The following is a 16,422-nucleotide window of genomic DNA, read 5'->3' on the forward strand; positions in this document are numbered from 1 at the left end:
TTGCAAGGGTATGCGTGTGGTCAGGCTTATGCCCAGCCGTTGTTACGCTTGCGACGACGTGGGATCAGGTGCGGCAAGACCAAACCAAACAGCAAGCCACCGCCGGCAACCATGCCACCGTAAGTGAACCAGCGCATCAGCAGGTCATTCTTCTGTGTGTCGATCTTGGCGCGGAGTTCGCGGATCTCGGCTTGGGAAGCCATCAGCTGCGTATTCAGATCGCTGTTCTTGGTTTCCAAGTCAGTGATTTGCTCAGTGCGTTTCTTCACGGTCTCCTGAAGGCTGGCGGTTTTGGTGTCGCCAGACTGCAGTGCGTCAGCCAGTGAGGCTTTGACTTCCATCAGTTCTTTTTCCAGTGCCGGAACACGCTCTTTCAGGCCCATCTGCGTAGACAGGTAATCCGCGTTAACCCAACCGATACGGCCACGGCTATCACGAACTTTGCTGTAGCCCGTTTCACGGTTGGTTTCCAACAATACCACCTTCGTGCCAGCGTCAACGCTGCCAATGATGCGGAACTGTGTGCTTGGACCTTTGTGCATATAGGTGAACAGATCATCGGAGATATACCGACTTTGTTCAGCGTTGACTGGCAGGGCAGCAACAGCGCATGCCAGAATAAGTAAGCGGATTAAGTGCTTCACAATTTGATTCCTTGGGAGAGCCTATTTTCTCGAGAGGACAAAGTCTAAAAACTTTGCGGCACAGGTGCAAGAAAAGAGGGAGGCAAAGCCTCCCTCTTTTGAACCCAAGCCAGATTTGACGAGGATTAACCAAACATTGCTTGCATTGCATAGAAGAAGATGACCGCAAGTAGTGCGCCTGCTGGGAGGGTAACCACCCAAGAAGCCACGATGTTGCGTACCACACCCAAGTTCAATGCAGCGATACCACGGGCAAACGCCACGCCGATCACGCCACCAACAAGGGTTTGTGTGGTTGAAATTGGCAAGCCAGTACCTGATGCCAGTACCACGGTTGACGCGGTCGCTAGCTGCGCGGCAAAGCCACGACTTGGTGTCAGTTCAGTAATACCTGTACCGACAGTGGCCATTACTTTGTGACCCATGGTCGCAAGACCGATCACAATACCAATACCACCCAGTGGTAGGATCCACCATGCAATCGCTGATTCAGCAGCAAGCTGACCTGCGTTTTGTACGGTTGATACAACAGCAGACAGTGGACCGATCGCATTCGCTACGTCATTAGAGCCGTGAGCAAACGCCATCGCACACGCTGTCACAACCATTAACAAGCTGAATACTCGTTCAACACCGGCATAGCCGTTGCTGTCCATTGACGAGCCATCGTCATCTTTGTACTTACGGCTGATATAGATGTAACCAAAGGCCATCACAATCGCAGAAACAACCACAGAGGCTGCCCATGCTTCACCGTTAGAAAGGTGTAGACCAACGTGCTTCAGGCCTTTCTTGATGGTCACTAACGCGATAACCATCGCAGTAATGAACATGTAGACAGGCACGAAACGCTTAGCGTTAACCAATGGGTTATCCGTGTCGAAGATCAGACGCTGAGCACTGATAAAGATACCGTAAGCAAACAGACCAGAGATCAACGGTGTGATCAACCAGCTACCTACGATGCCTTTTACTGAACCCCACGACACTGCTTCAGGGCCGACAGAGATACATGCGAAACCAATAATGGCACCAATAATGGAGTGTGTGGTCGAAACCGGCCAGCCCATGTAAGACGCCAAAAGAAGCCATGTACCTGCTGCAAGCAGGGCAGACATCATACCGTACACCAGCACTTCAGGCTGGGCATTGAAGTAAGACATGTCGATCACGCCTTTACGGATGGTGTCAGTCACTTCACCACCGGCAAGGTAAGCACCGGCAAATTCAAAAATCATCGCAATGATAATTGCTTGCTTAACTGTCAGCGCTTTAGAGCCGACAGAGGTACCCATCGCATTGGCAACGTCATTCGCACCAATACCAATCGCCATCAAAAGACCAAAGAAAGCCGCCACCAAAATAATCATGGTGCCATAGTTAGTCAGGATTTCCATTGTAAAACCTTGTTTTAGTTACATTCTCTCGCTACGAACGCGATAGCATGATTTCAAGACGCGAGCCCACGCGTTGCGCTTGGTCGGCAATTCCGCCAACCCACTCGAGGATCTTGTAGAGGAACATGATATCCACCGGACTGTGCTGGTCTTCGATGGCCATTAGTTGTTGACGAAGGATGATTTGCATACTGTCAGTATCATCTTCGATAACATCTAGTTGGTTGATCATTTCCGCCACTAGCGTGACTTCACGACCTTTGAAACCTGTCTCTAGCAGCTCGTCCAATTCGTTGATGACACGACTGGCTTGATTAGCCGCGTCGAGACAACGTTGTACGTATGCCACAAAGTCAGGGTACATAGAGGAAGGGACTTGTAACTGTCGGCCCAGAACGCGGCCGGCGATGTCTTTGGCGAGGTTCGCCAATTTGTCTTGTTGGGTAAGGAGGTCGAGCATGTCAGTGCGGTCGACTGGCATAAACAGACCACGAGGAAGTTTCAGACGGATCTCACGCTTTAGTACATCCGCATCTTTTTCAATCTGCGAGATTTGTTCGCGTAAAATGGACGCCTTATTCCAATCTCCCGCCTCACAGGCAGCGAAGAAAGGGACAAGCAGTTCGCAACACTCATTTACGCGAGTAACGTGGCGTTGCAGCGGTTTGATTGGGGATTTAGCAAAGAGCCCCATAATTGTATTTACAGGCATAGCCGAATAACCTAGAAAGAGCCGGATTGGCGAATTCTTGAGCGATGGTCATTAAGGCGCGAATGGTAACGCATAAGTAAGTATAGGGGAACTAATTTCGATCAACGATTTGTTTAAATTTCGTGCTTGCCCCCGAATGAAATTGCCAATATCCTTGGTTTGCCACTGTTTATAGGTATAACTATGGAAACCGAGATAGAACTGAAGTTTTTCGTCTCGCCAGAATTTTCGAGTCAATTATTGCGCAAGATCGCCGCACTCAAAATTCTGCAACAAAGTCGTCGTGCCCTTGGTAACGTCTACTTTGACACCCCAGACCAAATTCTTCGCCAGCACGATATCGGCCTGCGTATTCGTCGTTTCGACGATGTGTTTGTTCAAACATTGAAAACCGCAGGGCGAGTGGTGGCTGGCTTACACCAGCGCCCAGAATACAATGCTGAAACCACCGGCACCACGCCGGATCTGATGCTTCATCCCGCCGATGCGTGGCCAGAAGGATTCGATATTGCACAGGTTCAGCAGCAGCTTAATCCGCTGTTCTCCACTGATTTTGTTCGTCAGCAATGGTTGGTTGCGATGCCGGATGGTTCGCAAGTGGAACTGGCTTTCGATCAGGGGGATGTCAATGCCAATGGCAAGACCTTCCCGATCTGTGAAGTCGAACTGGAGCTGAAATCCGGACAAACGGACGCCTTATTTACGCTGGCGCGTGAATTGTGTACCGAAGGCGGGATGCGCCTGGGTAACCTGAGCAAAGCCGCACGTGGCTATCGTTTGGCGGCGGACTACGCCGGGGACGAGGTGAAGCCGTTGAGCAGCGTGCCATTGGGCGATCAGGACAGCGTGGAAACGGTGTTCGTCAAAACCCTTGAGCATGCGTTGGGCCATTGGCATTACCACGAGCAAATTTTTGCTGAACGCCAAGAACAAGCTGCTCTGGAGCAAATCCAGCAAGCCCTTGGCTTGTTGCGCCAAACCTTTGTAACCTTCGGTGGGATGATCCCGCGCCGTGCCAGTGCTCTGTTACGTCAAGAGTTGCAATGGCTGGAAGGCGAGTTGGATTGGCTGGCGGAATCGGCAGGATTAGGGGATTTGCTGGCAGAAAAAGGCTACGCCTTGCGCAAGCTCGATTGCCGTAAAGCGCTCATCAAGCAGATCGAAGCGCACCGTGACGATTTGCCTGCGCCGGAAGATACCTTGCTGCTGATTGAGTCCGCGCGTTACTGTGGCTTGCTGCTGGATCTGAGTCGTTGGATCTTGAGTCGTGGTTGGCAGCCGTTCCTTGATGACAAAGCCCGCCACCGTCTGGCAGAGCCGGTGAAAGGGTTTGCCGATACCATGTTGGCGCGTTCATGGCAGGAACTGCAAGATGTGTTTCCGACCGAGCGTCAGCTAAACCGTATAGACTATCTCGACCAGCATCCGCGTCTATTGCGTAATCTGATGAGTGGCCTGAGCTTTGCTGAACTGTATGACGCCGATAAGCGTCAGGCATTCAGAATGCCGTGGCTGGATCTCCTGCAGGGGATTGATGACTTGCGTCAGTTAGAGCCGATACGTGCATTGATCCCGCTTCAAGAGGACGATGAAGATCGTCGTCAGATGGAAAAATGGTTGCAGCGTAAAGAAGAATCCTTGATCCACGCAATGGATCAAACCCGCCAGATGGGGATTGATTTGTCGCCGTACTGGCCGTGATGCCATTTCGTTATCCCGTGTGCTAGCGCGTACGCGAGATAGCCAGTAAAAAGCCCGATGCTTTCAGCGTTCGGGCTTTTTTGTGCCTGTGGTTTACGTTTTCTGTTCCTGATTGTCTACAGCCGGTTTGCCAGTGCCAGTGCCAGTGCCAGTGCCAGTGCCAGTGTCTTTGTCAGCGAGTCGTTGTTCAATGGCTTCCAAGCGTGCCAGTAATTGCTCTTGCCGTAACAACAGGTGTTGCCATTCTTGCTCATGCTGTTTAGCCAGTTGTTCTTTTTGTTGCTCGGGATCGGAAATGAACGTGGTGACGAGCCCCGCCACCATACCGAACAACCCGACCCCACAAATAATAATCCCTGCCGCCAGCACTTTACCCAGCACCGTGACGGGGTAGTGATCCCCGTATCCGACAGTCGAGATAGTAACAAACACCCACCACAGCGCATCCCCGGCACTGTGAATGTTGCTGCCTTCCGCTCCTCCTTCAATCAACAGGATCATCGCCGAGCCCACGGATACCAGCACCGTTAATAACAGGAAGATACTGGCCAGTGTTGCTTCTCGGCGGTTTTGGCGGATCTGTTGCAAAACATGGCGGCTGGAACGCAGCAGGCGGATCACGCGGAAAATTTGCAGTAAGCGGGCAAACCGGAACGGCTCAATGACCGGAATACTCGCAATGAAATCAATCCAGTGGGTTTTTAGGTACTGCATTTTGGCAGGACTGCGTCCCCAGTCAGTCAGCAGCTGGCACCAAAAAAGCAGGCAGATGAAGGAGTCGATCCCAAACAGCAGCAGGTAGGCATCGCTCCCTTTAGGCAGAAAAATCATGGTCGAGACGACCGCCAGCGACAAGAAAGACAGCACCAAGGCCATCAGGCTCATGGGGTTGAGTTCGTAACGGGTGGCGTCATCGTTGGGCGTCTGGGGATCTTGAATGTCAGGATCAGGAGGCGTTGGTATCATGAGGTGCGATCGGTTAAGCCGGAGAATGTAACCGTTATCCTACACCCTCAGAGGAAGGGAAAGTGCAAATTTTCGCGTAAGTGATCGCGCTTTTGCATTTTGTCTTGCTGGCAGTGCATCATGCTATGCGATTCCACGCACGCCTTGGTAATCAATATGCTATGTTGGGACGATAACGTCCCGCTGTTGTCTCGACAGTTGTATCGATAGAAAAGGAAACACTATGACCCCGCAAGATCTGATCAGTGCCGCGATGGAAAAGGCTTGGGAGAAGGTAAGCGACGCGCAGCCCGACAATTTGCGCCAATGGCCGTCCCATCGCGTGACGGCATTGCGACAAGTGCTGGGCTACAGCGATTTTATTACCGCTTCGATCGCCCGCGATGCCACGTTGCTGCCTTGGCTGGATGCCCATTTGGATGACACCGATCGTCAGGCGGGGTACCGAGAGACGTTGGCACAGCTATTGGCCGAGGTGACCGATGAAAACGGCTTGCACCGCGCTTTGCGCCAATTCCGCCGTCGAGAAATGGTGTGGATTGCATGGCATGACTTCACCGGGCACGCGACGCTGACCGCCAGCTTGGCGCACCTGTCACAATTGGCGGAAGCCATGATCATGGAAGCCTATAACTGGCTGTATGCGCAAAGTTGTCAGGAGTGGGGCACGCCCACCAATGCCGCGGGGGAAGCCCAGCCGATGCTGATCCTCGGTATGGGAAAACTGGGCGGCGGTGAATTGAATTTTTCTTCCGACATCGACCTGATCTTTACCTATCCTGAAAACGGTGAAACCCAAGGGGGACGCCGCAGTTTGGCCAATGCCCAATTCTTCACCCGGTTAGGACAACGCCTGATCAAAGCGTTGGATCAGCAAACCTATGACGGTTTCTGTTATCGAGTCGACATGCGCTTGCGTCCGTTCGGCGACAGTGGCCCGTTAGTGATGAGTTACGCCGCGCTGGAGGATTACTACCAAGAGCAGGGGCGGGACTGGGAACGTTACGCCATGATCAAAGCGCGTGTCATGGGGCGTGAAAGCTTTACCCAATACCAAGAGTTGCGCCAGATGCTGCGCCCGTTTGTGTTCCGTCGCTACATTGATTTCAGTGCGATTCAGTCACTGCGTCGCATGAAATCCATGATCAGCAGCGAAGTGCGTCGCCGAGGGTTACACAACAACATCAAACTGGGTGCTGGCGGCATTCGTGAAGTGGAGTTTATTGCGCAGTCGTTTCAGCTGATCCGTGGCGGGCGCAGCCCCGATCTTCGGGGGCGCGGCTTATTGGAAACCTTGGCTGCGATCCGCGAGCAAAGCTTGTTGCCGTGTGCGCAAGTCGATGAACTGGCACAAGGCTACGCGTTTTTACGCCGCCTCGAAAATCTGCTGCAAGCTATTGATGACAAACAAACCCAAACCCTGCCGGATAAACCACTGGATCAATGCCGCTTGGCGTTGGCGATGGGGTTCGACGATTGGGCGTCACTGACGGCCGCGACCGACCAGCACATGCAGGCCATTCATGCGGTCTTTGACGACATTATCGGTGCCGATGAAGACGAAGGGCACTGCGAGGCGGCAGCGCAATACCATGAAATGTGGAACATGGTGAAAGATCCCGACGTGGTGCTGAGCATTTTGACGGAACTGCAAGCCTCGGATGCGAAAGCGCAAGTCACGTTGCTCGGGAACATGAAAGCCGAGCTCTCTAAGCGCACGTTAGGCCCGCGTGGCCGTGAAGTATTGGCGCGTTTAATGCCGACGGTGTTGGCGTTGATCGTGAATCGGGAAGATGCGGCGGCCGTGTTAGAGCGCGTCAGTAAACTGATTGTGCGCATTGCCACCCGAACCACCTACTTGGAGTTGCTGAGTGAACACCCGTCTGCTTTAGAGCAGTTGGTGCGCCTGTGTGCGGCCAGCCCGATGGTGGCCGCACAGTTGTCGCAATACCCGATTTTGCTCGATGAATTGCTGGATCCGCAGCACCTGTACAGCCCAACGCCGTTGACCAATTACGGCGATGAGTTGCGCGAGTATTTAGCGCGTATCCCCGAAGAAGACATGGAACAACAGATGGAGGCGATCCGTCAGTTTAAGCAAACGCAGCTGCTGCGGATTGCGGCGGCAGACATTGCCGATGTATTGCCGTTGATGAAAGTGAGTGATCACTTAACCTATTTAGCGGAAGCCATTGTCGAAGCCGTGGTGCATCAAGCGTGGTTGCAGATGGTGGCGAAATTCGGTGAGCCGAGCCATGTACTGGAGCGCGATGGGCGCGGCTTTGGCGTCTTGGGTTACGGCAAGGTCGGCGGGTGGGAGTTAGGCTACGGATCCGATTTGGATTTGGTGTTCCTGCACGACTGTCCGGATAACGTTTACACCACCGGCCCGAAAGAGATCGATGGGCGTCAGTTCTATTTGCGTCTCGCGCAGCGGATCGTTCACCTGTTTTCCACCCGCACGGCATCTGGGGTGTTGTATGAAGTGGATGTGCGCTTGCGTCCATCTGGCGCTTCCGGCTTGTTGGTCAGCACCATGGAGGCATTTGCGGAGTATCAGGAAACCGAAGCGTGGACGTGGGAGCATCAGGCCTTGGTACGCGCACGGATGATTTATGGTGATCATGCGTTGCAACAAGGCTTTGCCGCTGTGCGTGAGCAGATCTTAATGCAATCCCGTGACGCGGTACGGTTACGCCATGATGTGGTGACGATGCGCCATAAAATGCGTGAGCACTTAGGGGGCAAACAGGCGCGCATGTTTGGCTTGAAGCAAGACCAAGGTGGGATCACCGACATTGAGTTTCTCGCACAATATTTGGTGTTGTGCCATGCCGCTAACGAACGTGCATTGACCCGTTGGTCTGACAATATGCGGTTGTTTGAAACCATGGCGGAATACGCCATCTTGGCGCCGCAGGAAGCCATGCAATTGAAACAGGCTTACTGTGTCATGCGCGATGAAATCCACCGCTTGAGTTTGCTGGGGCTGCCTGCTTACGTGAACAGCGAGACCTTTGTGGAAGAGCGGGCTGCCGTGCAGACGATTTGGCAGCAGCAGTTGCTGGTGGACGACGCTGACGCATCGGTCGAATCATAGAAGACCGATAGCGAGCATTCGTTCCGCTAATGCGTGATTATGCGCCACGGATACTGTCCGCGCCGCCACAGGGAGCTGTAACGTTACGCAGGGAGAAGGAATTATCGCGGCTGTGATGCATGCTAAATTGGCTTTGTGTTAATATTTCAAGGTTATTCTATTCCCGGAGAAAAAAATGAAACTGACTCTTCCTGATTACGATCAAGCCGGTGTGCTGGTTGTGGGTGACGTCATGCTGGATCGTTACTGGTATGGGCCAACAGGCCGTATCTCTCCCGAAGCCCCTGTGCCCGTGGTCAAGGTTGATCAGGTTGAAGAACGTCCGGGTGGCGCCGCAAACGTGGCGATGAACATTGCTGCGTTGGGCGGCCATGCGCGCCTTGTTGGATTGACCGGGATTGATGAGCCCGCCAAAGCGCTGACTGAAAAACTCAGCTCACTGGATGTGCAGTGTGATTTCGTGACCTTGGCGGCCTACCCAACGATCACCAAGCTACGCGTGATGAGCCGTGGCCAGCAGATGATCCGTCTGGACTTTGAAGAAGGTTTTCACGATGTACCGGCAGAGACGATTTTGCCGCGCATGGCGCAGGCGTTAACGTCAGCCTCGGTGGTGGTACTGTCTGATTACGCCAAAGGGGCACTTGAGCACGTACAAGCCATGATCCAGTTGGCCCGTGAACACGGTTTGCCGGTGATGGTCGACCCGAAAGGGGCAGACTTTGCCCGTTACCGTGGCGCCACGCTGCTGACACCGAACTTGTCGGAGTTTGAAGCCGTGGTCGGTAAAGTGCGCAGCGATGACGAGTTGGTGGAAAAAGGCTTGGCCTTGATCGACCAATTTGATTTTGAAGCCCTGCTGGTTACCCGCAGTGAGCAAGGCATGACTTTACTGCAAAAAGGTAATCGCACGCCGTTGCACATGCCGACGCAAGCCAAAGAAGTGTATGACGTAACCGGTGCCGGTGATACGGTGATTTCAGTACTGGCGGCCTCGCTGGCGGCGGGTAAGTCATTGTCGGATGCGTGTAAACTGGCCAATGCCGCAGCAGGCGTTGTTGTCGGTAAGCTGGGGACGTCGACCTTGTCGACCATTGAACTGACCGAAGCGATCCACGGTAGCCAAGACAGCGGTTTTGGTGTGATCAACGAAACCCAGCTTAAACATGCGGTGCGTGCAGCCCGTGCGCGTGGTGAAAAAGTGGTGATGACCAATGGCTGCTTTGACATTTTGCATGCTGGCCATGTGGCGTACTTGAATGAAGCGGCAAAGTTGGGCGATCGCCTGATTGTTGCCGTTAACACCGATCGCTCGGTACAAGCCTTGAAAGGCCCTGGCCGTCCGGTGAACCCAGAAGATCGCCGTATGGCGGTTTTGGCGGGGTTAGGCGCGGTAGATTGGGTGGTGCCGTTTGGTGAAGACACCCCACAGCGTTTGATCAGTGAAGTGTTACCAAGCATTCTCGTGAAAGGCGGTGACTACAAGCCGGAAGAGATCGCCGGTGGTCAGGAAGTGATTGCGGCAGGCGGTCAGGTCTTGGTACTGAATTTTGAAGACGGTTGCTCAACGACAGAAATCATTGAAGCGATCCGTGGTGGCCGCGGTTAATCACCGCGTGCTGCGCATGTAAAAAGCCAATAAAAAAACGCCCTCATCACAGATGAGGGCGTTTTTGTTTGTGCTGCCGAGGCTCACAGCGTGGGGCTCGGCATCGCGGAATGCTTATTTTTTGGTTGTTTTCAAACCGGCATTCACATCCAGAATGTCTTGCTCGTTCAGTGAGCCGACCGCTTGTTTTAGCTGAAGCTGACTGATGATGTAGTCGTAGCGTGCGTTGGCAAGCTGACGGTTGGCATCATACAAACGACGGGTCGAGTCCAGTACGTCAACGATCGTACGGGTGCCCACATCAAAACCGGCTTCTGTTGCTTCCAGTGCCGATTTTGCAGAGACAACCGATTGTTGGTAAGCGCGTAGCGCACCAATTGAAGCGTTGATGTTGTTGTAGAAAGCACGTACGTCTTTCACCACAGTACGGTATTCGCCTTCCAAGCCTTCACTTGCAGAGACATAGGCGTATTGTGCTTGCTTCACTTCTGACGTCGTACGGCCACCGGTGTAGACAGGTAGGTCTAACTGGATGCCCGCATTGATGGTACCGTCATCCGCATTTTGCTTTTCGTCGTAGTTGTAGCCCGCATTGAACGACAAGGTTGGCAGGTGACCCGACTGAGCAACGGAGATGTTATCGCGCGCAATGTCTTGTGAAATGCGTGACGTTAGCAAGGTGAGGTTTTGTTGTTCAGCACTTTTGATCAAATCGACAACTTGTGTTTGCGGCGCACTCGCGGCAAAACGGTTGGTGTCGAGAATGCTCAGGTCGCGATGCTCTTGACCGGTGATTTCACGCAGCCCTTCGTAGCTGTTGGTCAGCGCATTTTCTGCCAAAATTTCATCGGCCAAAACACTGTCATACTGGGCTTGAGCGTCATGCACGTCAGTGATCGCTGACAAGCCGACTTCAAAACGTTGTTTGGTTTGTTCTAGTTGACGGCCTACCGCGGCTTTTTCTGAACGTACAAACGCCAAATCATCGGTCGCTCGCAGAACAGCAAAGTACGCATCTGCGACTTGTAGGATCAAGCCTTGCTGAGACGCGGCGTAAGAGGCGTCACTTTGACGTGCTCTTTTTTCGCTGATATCAAGATTGATCCAACTGGTGCGGTTGTAGAGCGTTTGGCTCAGGTTAACGCCACCGTTGAATCCATCCGGTGCATTATCACCGTCAAGGAAAAAGGTGTTATAACCGGCAGTCAGATTGATCTGTGGCAACAAGGCACTTCGGCTTGAATTGATGGCTTCAAAAGCCGCATCTTTATCTGCTGCGGCACGCAACAGTTGAGGGTCATTTTGTTTGGCTTGTTGATAGATGTCGGCGAGATCATCAGCCAGTGCCATGTGACTGAAGCCACCAAGCGCAACGCTAACAATAAGCGGAAGCAATTTTTTCATGTATGCCTTTCCTGGTCCTGATAAAAATTAAGAGCAAGGAATCAGTTTAACGTATGTTTCCTTGCCAGAAACTGATCAATTTACGATTTTACTTTAATTTACATCTTTTTAATGCGGCTAATTGAATTCTACTCGATCGGCCATTGAAATTGACTTAAATAAAATCATAATAATTGTCACTAATGTTGAATTAAATCATTGCTGCTTGGCAAGAGGGATGAAAAAATAACCCGTCCTTCCAGCATGGAAGCCCGTATATCGCAGGGAGTGAGAAGAAAATCATGGCGAACACAGACGTATCCCATCCAGAGTTTACCCGTGACGATGTCGATGTTTTGTCGATAGCGCCGTTGTACCAAGGCTTTTTCACCATGGCACAGTACCGTTTTCGCCATCGTTTGTTTGCTGGGGGCTGGAGTGAGCCGATGACGCGCGAGTTGTTTGAGCGCGGTCATGCTGCGGCGTTGCTGCCGTATGATCCGATCACCGACAATGTGGTGATGGTTGAACAATTTCGTGTGGGCGCCTTAGCGGCCGAGTGTTCACCGTGGCAGATGGAAATTGTGGCGGGCATCATTGAAACCGATGAAATCTCGGAAGAGGTGGTGCGCCGTGAAGCGGTGGAAGAAGCCGGTGTCACCGTCAGTGAGCTGCATAAAATCACCCGTTATTTGTCCAGCTCAGGTGGCTGCTCAGAAACCTTGGATATTTTTGTCGGCCGGGTCGATAGCACGACGGCCAAAGGCATTCATGGGTTAGCGGAAGAAGGGGAAGACATTCGTGTACATGTCCTGTCTCGCGAGCAAGCCTACCAGTGGGTAGAATCGGGTAAAATTGAAAATGCGGCATCCATCATTGCGCTACAATGGTTGCAATTGAATTATGCACGTTTGCAAGCAGGAGCCAATCCTGCCTAGACAACCCCAAAGGAAAACGATTGAATAAGCGATATTCTGTTGATTTTGCTGGTATCATGCGACTCTACGAAACCAATTATGCGAAATTACTCCCCTTGTTGCCAAAGAGCGATCAGGTGGGGGATCGTTGCGTTTACTGTGTCTTGGAGCAGGAATACCACCTGACCGTGACGGAATCGACCCGCTATACCACGGTGATCACACTGGATTTGGTCACGAGCGAGACGGGTGAGATCGTTCCTGATTACCTGATCCCAAAAATGACGATTCGCTTGTACCATGATGCAAGGGTCGCAGAAGTGTGTTCCGCTCAGCAGACTTCCCGCTTGAAGGCGCGGTATGATTACCCTAATTTACGTATGCATCAGAAAGACGAAAAACATCAAGTGAATCGTTTTCTGGGTGATTGGTTAGCCTATTGTCTTAAGAACGGGATCAGCAGACAGTCGGTATGTTAATTTAGATAAACAAGGTTTTTGACGTTTTGCAGAACTACACGCTGCCACAGGCGGACCCCGCTAGCGTGGTGCTACTTCAAATTACCGACACCCACTTATTTGCCAATGATGGCGGTAGCTTACTGGGCGTCGCGACAAAAGACAGTTTCCATGCCGTACTGGATGGGATCGCGGCCAGTGCATGCCCGTTTGACGCTATCGTTGCCACGGGCGACATCTCGCAAGATCACACCGAGGCCTCCTATCAGCGCTTTAGCGAGGGGATCGCACGCTGGTCGCAACCGTGTTTCTGGTTGCCGGGTAACCATGATTACCAACCCAGCATGCAGGCCATGTTGCCGTCACCGCAAATCAAACCGTGCCATCACGTATTGGCCGGAGACCATTGGCAGGTCATCTTACTCGACAGCCAAGTGATTGGTGTGCCACACGGTGAGCTGAGTGACAGTCAACTGGCGATGCTGGATGAGGCACTGACTCGCTATCCTGAGCGCCATGCTGTGGTGTTGCTCCATCACCATCCGTTGCCTGCGGGCAGTACGTGGCTTGATCAGCATCAGTTGCACAATGCCGACGCATTCTGGCAGATCGTGGCGCGCCACCCGCAGACGCGCGCGGTGTTATGTGGCCACATTCACCAAGAATTGGATCGTTACCATCAAGGTGTCCGCGTGTTAGCCACGCCGTCAACGTGTATTCAGTTCCAGCCCGACTCCCATGACTTTGCCTTGGATCAGAAAAACCCCGGTTGGCGATTACTGACCCTCAAGGCGAATGGGGAATTGGAGACGCACGTGCAGCGCTTAGAAGGACACGCTTTCACTCCGCATTTTGATGCTGCAGGATATTAAATGAAACCGTTGCTACTCTATATCCATGGGTTTAACAGTTCACCGAAGTCGCTGAAAGCCACGTTGATGGCCGACTACTGCCAACGTGCACGACCAGATATTCGGGTTGAAGCCCCGCAGATCCCGTGTTATCCCGCTGATGCCGCTGCGTTTCTGGATGAGTTAGTGACGTCACTGGCGGGCGAATACCGCATTGGCTTGGTCGGCAGTTCGCTTGGCGGATACTTATCCACCTGGCTGAATGCGCGTTACCAGTTGCCAGCCGTATTAGTGAATCCGGCTGTGAAGCCGTATGAATTACTGCAAGATTACCTGGGTGAGCAGGAAAACCCATACACCGGTGAGCGCTACTGGTTAGCCCCGCACCACATGGATGCTTTGCGCCAACTTGATGTGACCCACATCGCGAATCCTGATCAGCTCTGGCTGTTACAGCAGGAAGGGGATGAAGTCTTAGACTATCGTCAAGCGGTGCAGAAGTACGCGACGTGCCGGTCAAATATTGAGCCTGATGGCGATCATAGTTTTATCGGTTTCGACCGTTATCCAGCACAAATCATCGATTTTTTAGGGCTTTAACGCCCTTTTTTGATCTAGCTCGACTCACAACTGTGAGCCGCATTCTCGACCCTCGCTTGACAACCAAGTGGGGGTTACTGACTATTGTGACAAAAACATTCCGTACTTTCCGTAATTATGACAGAGCAAAGCTATAACGCTGGAGCCATTGAGGTTCTAAATGGCCTTGAGCCAGTCCGCCGCCGTCCGGGTATGTATACCGACACGGTTCGGCCAAACCACCTTGGCCAAGAAGTCATCGATAACAGTGTCGATGAAGCCTTGGCTGGTCATGCCCGTAAAGTTGAAGTCATTCTCCATACGGACCAATCCCTTGAAGTGATTGATGATGGCCGGGGTATGCCGGTTGATATCCACCCAGAAGAAGGCGTGTCCGGGGTCGAATTGATCCTGTGTAAACTGCATGCCGGGGGTAAATTCTCGGGCAAGAACTACCAGTTTTCGGGTGGTTTGCACGGGGTAGGGATCTCGGTCGTGAACGCCCTGTCGACCCGTGTTGAAGTCACGGTAAAACGTGATGGCCAAATCTACCAAATCGCCTTTGAACACGGCGATAAAGTCTCCGAGTTGGAAGTGATTGGCACTTGTGGTCGCCGTGCAAAAGGCACCAGTGTGCATTTTTGGCCGGATCCTAAGTACTTTGACAGCCCGAAATTCTCCGTTTCTCGCCTAAAGAGCAACCTGAAAGCCAAAGCGGTACTGTGTCCGGGACTGGAAATTGTCTTTACTGACAAAAACAGCAATGAAACCCTGACCTGGTGTTACGACGATGGCCTGAAAGACTACCTGTTAGAAGGCGTCAGAGGTTACACCTTGTTGCCGGAAGAGCCGTTCACCGGTGTATTCAATGGTCAGACAGAAGCGGCCGATTGGGCGCTGTTGTGGCTGCCAGAAGGGGGAGAGTTGGTGGGGGAGAGTTACGTTAACTTGATCCCGACCGCGCAGGGCGGTACCCATGTTAACGGTCTGCGTCAGGGCTTGCTTGATGCGATGCGTGAATTTTGTGAATTCCGTAACCTGTTGCCACGCGGCGTGAAATTGACCGCCGATGACATCTGGGAACGGTGTGCGTACGTGCTGTCGGTGAAAATGCAGGATCCGCAGTTTGCCGGTCAGACCAAAGAACGTTTATCGTCGCGCCAGTGTGCGGCGTTTGTGTCTGGTGTGGTGAAAGACGCCTTCAGCTTGTGGCTGAACGAGCGTCCGCAATTGGCTGAGCAGTTGGCCGAAGTGTGTATTGCTAACGCCCACCGCCGTTTGCGTGCCAGCAAAAAAGTGGTGCGTAAGAAAATCGCCTCAGGCCCTGCACTGCCGGGTAAATTGGCGGACTGTTCGCAGCAAGATTTGAACCGCACCGAACTCTTCTTGGTGGAAGGGGACTCGGCAGGCGGCTCGGCCAAGCAGGCCCGTGACCGTATGTTCCAAGCTATCATGCCGTTGCGCGGTAAGATCTTGAACACATGGGAAGTTTCAGCCGATCAGGTACTGGCCTCACAAGAAGTGCACGACATTTCCGTGGCGTTGGGGATTGATCCTGACAGCGACGATTTGAGCGGCCTGCGCTACGGTAAAATCTGTGTCCTTGCCGATGCGGACTCCGATGGTCTGCACATTGCGACCTTGTTGTGTGCCTTGTTCATGAAGCACTTTGAAGCCTTGGTGCGTGCGGGTCACGTGTATATCGCGATGCCACCGCTGTACCGTATCGACTTGGGTAAAGAGGTGTATTACGCCTTGGATGACGCCGAGAAAGAAGGGGTATTGGAGCGCTTGAGTGGCAAACGTGGCAAAGTGAACGTACAGCGATTCAAAGGGCTGGGTGAAATGAACCCGCTGCAGCTGCGTGAAACCACCATGGATCCGAACACGCGCCGTTTGGTGCAGTTGACGATCGATGACGATAGCCAGACCAATGAAATGATGGACATGCTACTGGGCAAAAAACGCGCAGAAGATCGCCGTCATTGGTTGCAGAGCAAAGGCGACAAAGCGGACATGTAACCGTATGGGTGTCACGTGAGCGCATTTACACTCTCTCGCGTGACCGCCTGATATGTGCGTCTATCGCAATCAAAATCATGGGC

General features: G+C 52.6%; 13 protein-coding genes. 8 read left to right on the top strand and 5 right to left on the bottom strand.

The window, feature by feature from the left end; all coding sequences use genetic code 11:
- Window positions 1-26: 26 nt before the first annotated feature.
- The 3 genes from ACSF8W_RS21845 to ACSF8W_RS21855 form a co-directional block, all read right to left on the bottom strand.
- Complete coding sequence (locus tag ACSF8W_RS21845; RefSeq protein ID WP_500849216.1) at window positions 27-644, bottom strand: TIGR04211 family SH3 domain-containing protein; 618 nt, start codon at window positions 642-644, stop codon at window positions 27-29.
- Between the two features lie 125 nt (window positions 645-769).
- The gene (locus ACSF8W_RS21850; RefSeq protein WP_500849217.1) at window positions 770-2,041 is read right to left on the bottom strand and encodes an inorganic phosphate transporter; all 1,272 of its coding nucleotides are present in this window, start codon (window positions 2,039-2,041) and stop codon (window positions 770-772) included.
- Window positions 2,042-2,072: 31 nt separating this feature from the next.
- A complete protein-coding gene (locus ACSF8W_RS21855) occupies window positions 2,073-2,753 on the bottom strand; it encodes a TIGR00153 family protein (RefSeq protein ID WP_428476983.1) in 681 nt (226 codons plus the stop codon).
- A gap of 183 nt (window positions 2,754-2,936) precedes the next feature.
- Here ACSF8W_RS21855 and ACSF8W_RS21860 point away from each other — a divergent pair, with 183 nt between their 5' ends.
- Window positions 2,937-4,454 carry a CYTH and CHAD domain-containing protein gene (locus ACSF8W_RS21860; protein ID WP_500849218.1) on the top strand — a complete coding sequence of 506 codons (1,518 nt, stop codon included), beginning with the start codon at window positions 2,937-2,939 and terminating at the stop codon, window positions 4,452-4,454.
- A gap of 93 nt (window positions 4,455-4,547) precedes the next feature.
- On the opposite strand, the gene ACSF8W_RS21865 is transcribed toward ACSF8W_RS21860, so the two are convergent.
- Window positions 4,548-5,420: a potassium channel family protein gene (locus tag ACSF8W_RS21865; protein ID WP_500849219.1), complete on the bottom strand. Its 873-nt coding sequence runs from the start codon at window positions 5,418-5,420 to the stop codon at window positions 4,548-4,550.
- Window positions 5,421-5,643: 223 nt separating this feature from the next.
- On the opposite strand from ACSF8W_RS21865, the gene glnE reads away from it, so the two are divergent.
- Window positions 5,644-8,520, top strand: a complete 2,877-nt coding sequence (gene glnE / locus ACSF8W_RS21870; protein ID WP_500849220.1) for a bifunctional [glutamate--ammonia ligase]-adenylyl-L-tyrosine phosphorylase/[glutamate--ammonia-ligase] adenylyltransferase — start codon at window positions 5,644-5,646, stop codon at window positions 8,518-8,520.
- Window positions 8,521-8,695: 175 nt separating this feature from the next.
- Window positions 8,696-10,129, top strand: a complete 1,434-nt coding sequence (gene hldE, locus ACSF8W_RS21875) for a bifunctional D-glycero-beta-D-manno-heptose-7-phosphate kinase/D-glycero-beta-D-manno-heptose 1-phosphate adenylyltransferase HldE (RefSeq protein ID WP_500849221.1) — start codon at window positions 8,696-8,698, stop codon at window positions 10,127-10,129.
- Between the two features lie 114 nt (window positions 10,130-10,243).
- Here hldE and tolC read toward each other — a convergent pair whose 3' ends face one another.
- Complete coding sequence (gene tolC, locus ACSF8W_RS21880) at window positions 10,244-11,533, bottom strand: outer membrane channel protein TolC (protein WP_500849222.1); 1,290 nt, start codon at window positions 11,531-11,533, stop codon at window positions 10,244-10,246.
- A gap of 281 nt (window positions 11,534-11,814) precedes the next feature.
- Here tolC and nudF point away from each other — a divergent pair, with 281 nt between their 5' ends.
- From nudF to parE, 5 genes are all read left to right on the top strand, one after another.
- The gene (gene nudF / locus ACSF8W_RS21885; RefSeq protein ID WP_500849223.1) at window positions 11,815-12,450 is read left to right on the top strand and encodes an ADP-ribose diphosphatase; all 636 of its coding nucleotides are present in this window, start codon (window positions 11,815-11,817) and stop codon (window positions 12,448-12,450) included.
- Between the two features lie 20 nt (window positions 12,451-12,470).
- A complete protein-coding gene (locus ACSF8W_RS21890) occupies window positions 12,471-12,908 on the top strand; it encodes a DUF1249 family protein (protein WP_500849224.1) in 438 nt (145 codons plus the stop codon).
- A 26-nt stretch (window positions 12,909-12,934) separates the two neighbouring features.
- Window positions 12,935-13,759: a 3',5'-cyclic-AMP phosphodiesterase gene (gene cpdA / locus ACSF8W_RS21895; RefSeq protein ID WP_500849225.1), complete on the top strand. Its 825-nt coding sequence runs from the start codon at window positions 12,935-12,937 to the stop codon at window positions 13,757-13,759.
- Window positions 13,760-14,338, top strand: coding sequence for an esterase YqiA (yqiA, locus tag ACSF8W_RS21900; protein ID WP_500849226.1), 579 nt, complete (start codon window positions 13,760-13,762; stop codon window positions 14,336-14,338).
- A gap of 117 nt (window positions 14,339-14,455) precedes the next feature.
- Window positions 14,456-16,339 (top strand): DNA topoisomerase IV subunit B, encoded by a 1,884-nt coding sequence (parE, locus tag ACSF8W_RS21905; protein ID WP_500849227.1) that lies wholly within the window; start codon window positions 14,456-14,458, stop codon window positions 16,337-16,339.
- Window positions 16,340-16,422: the final 83 nt, after the last annotated feature.

The organism is Photobacterium sp. 270122K (genome assembly GCF_059941365.1).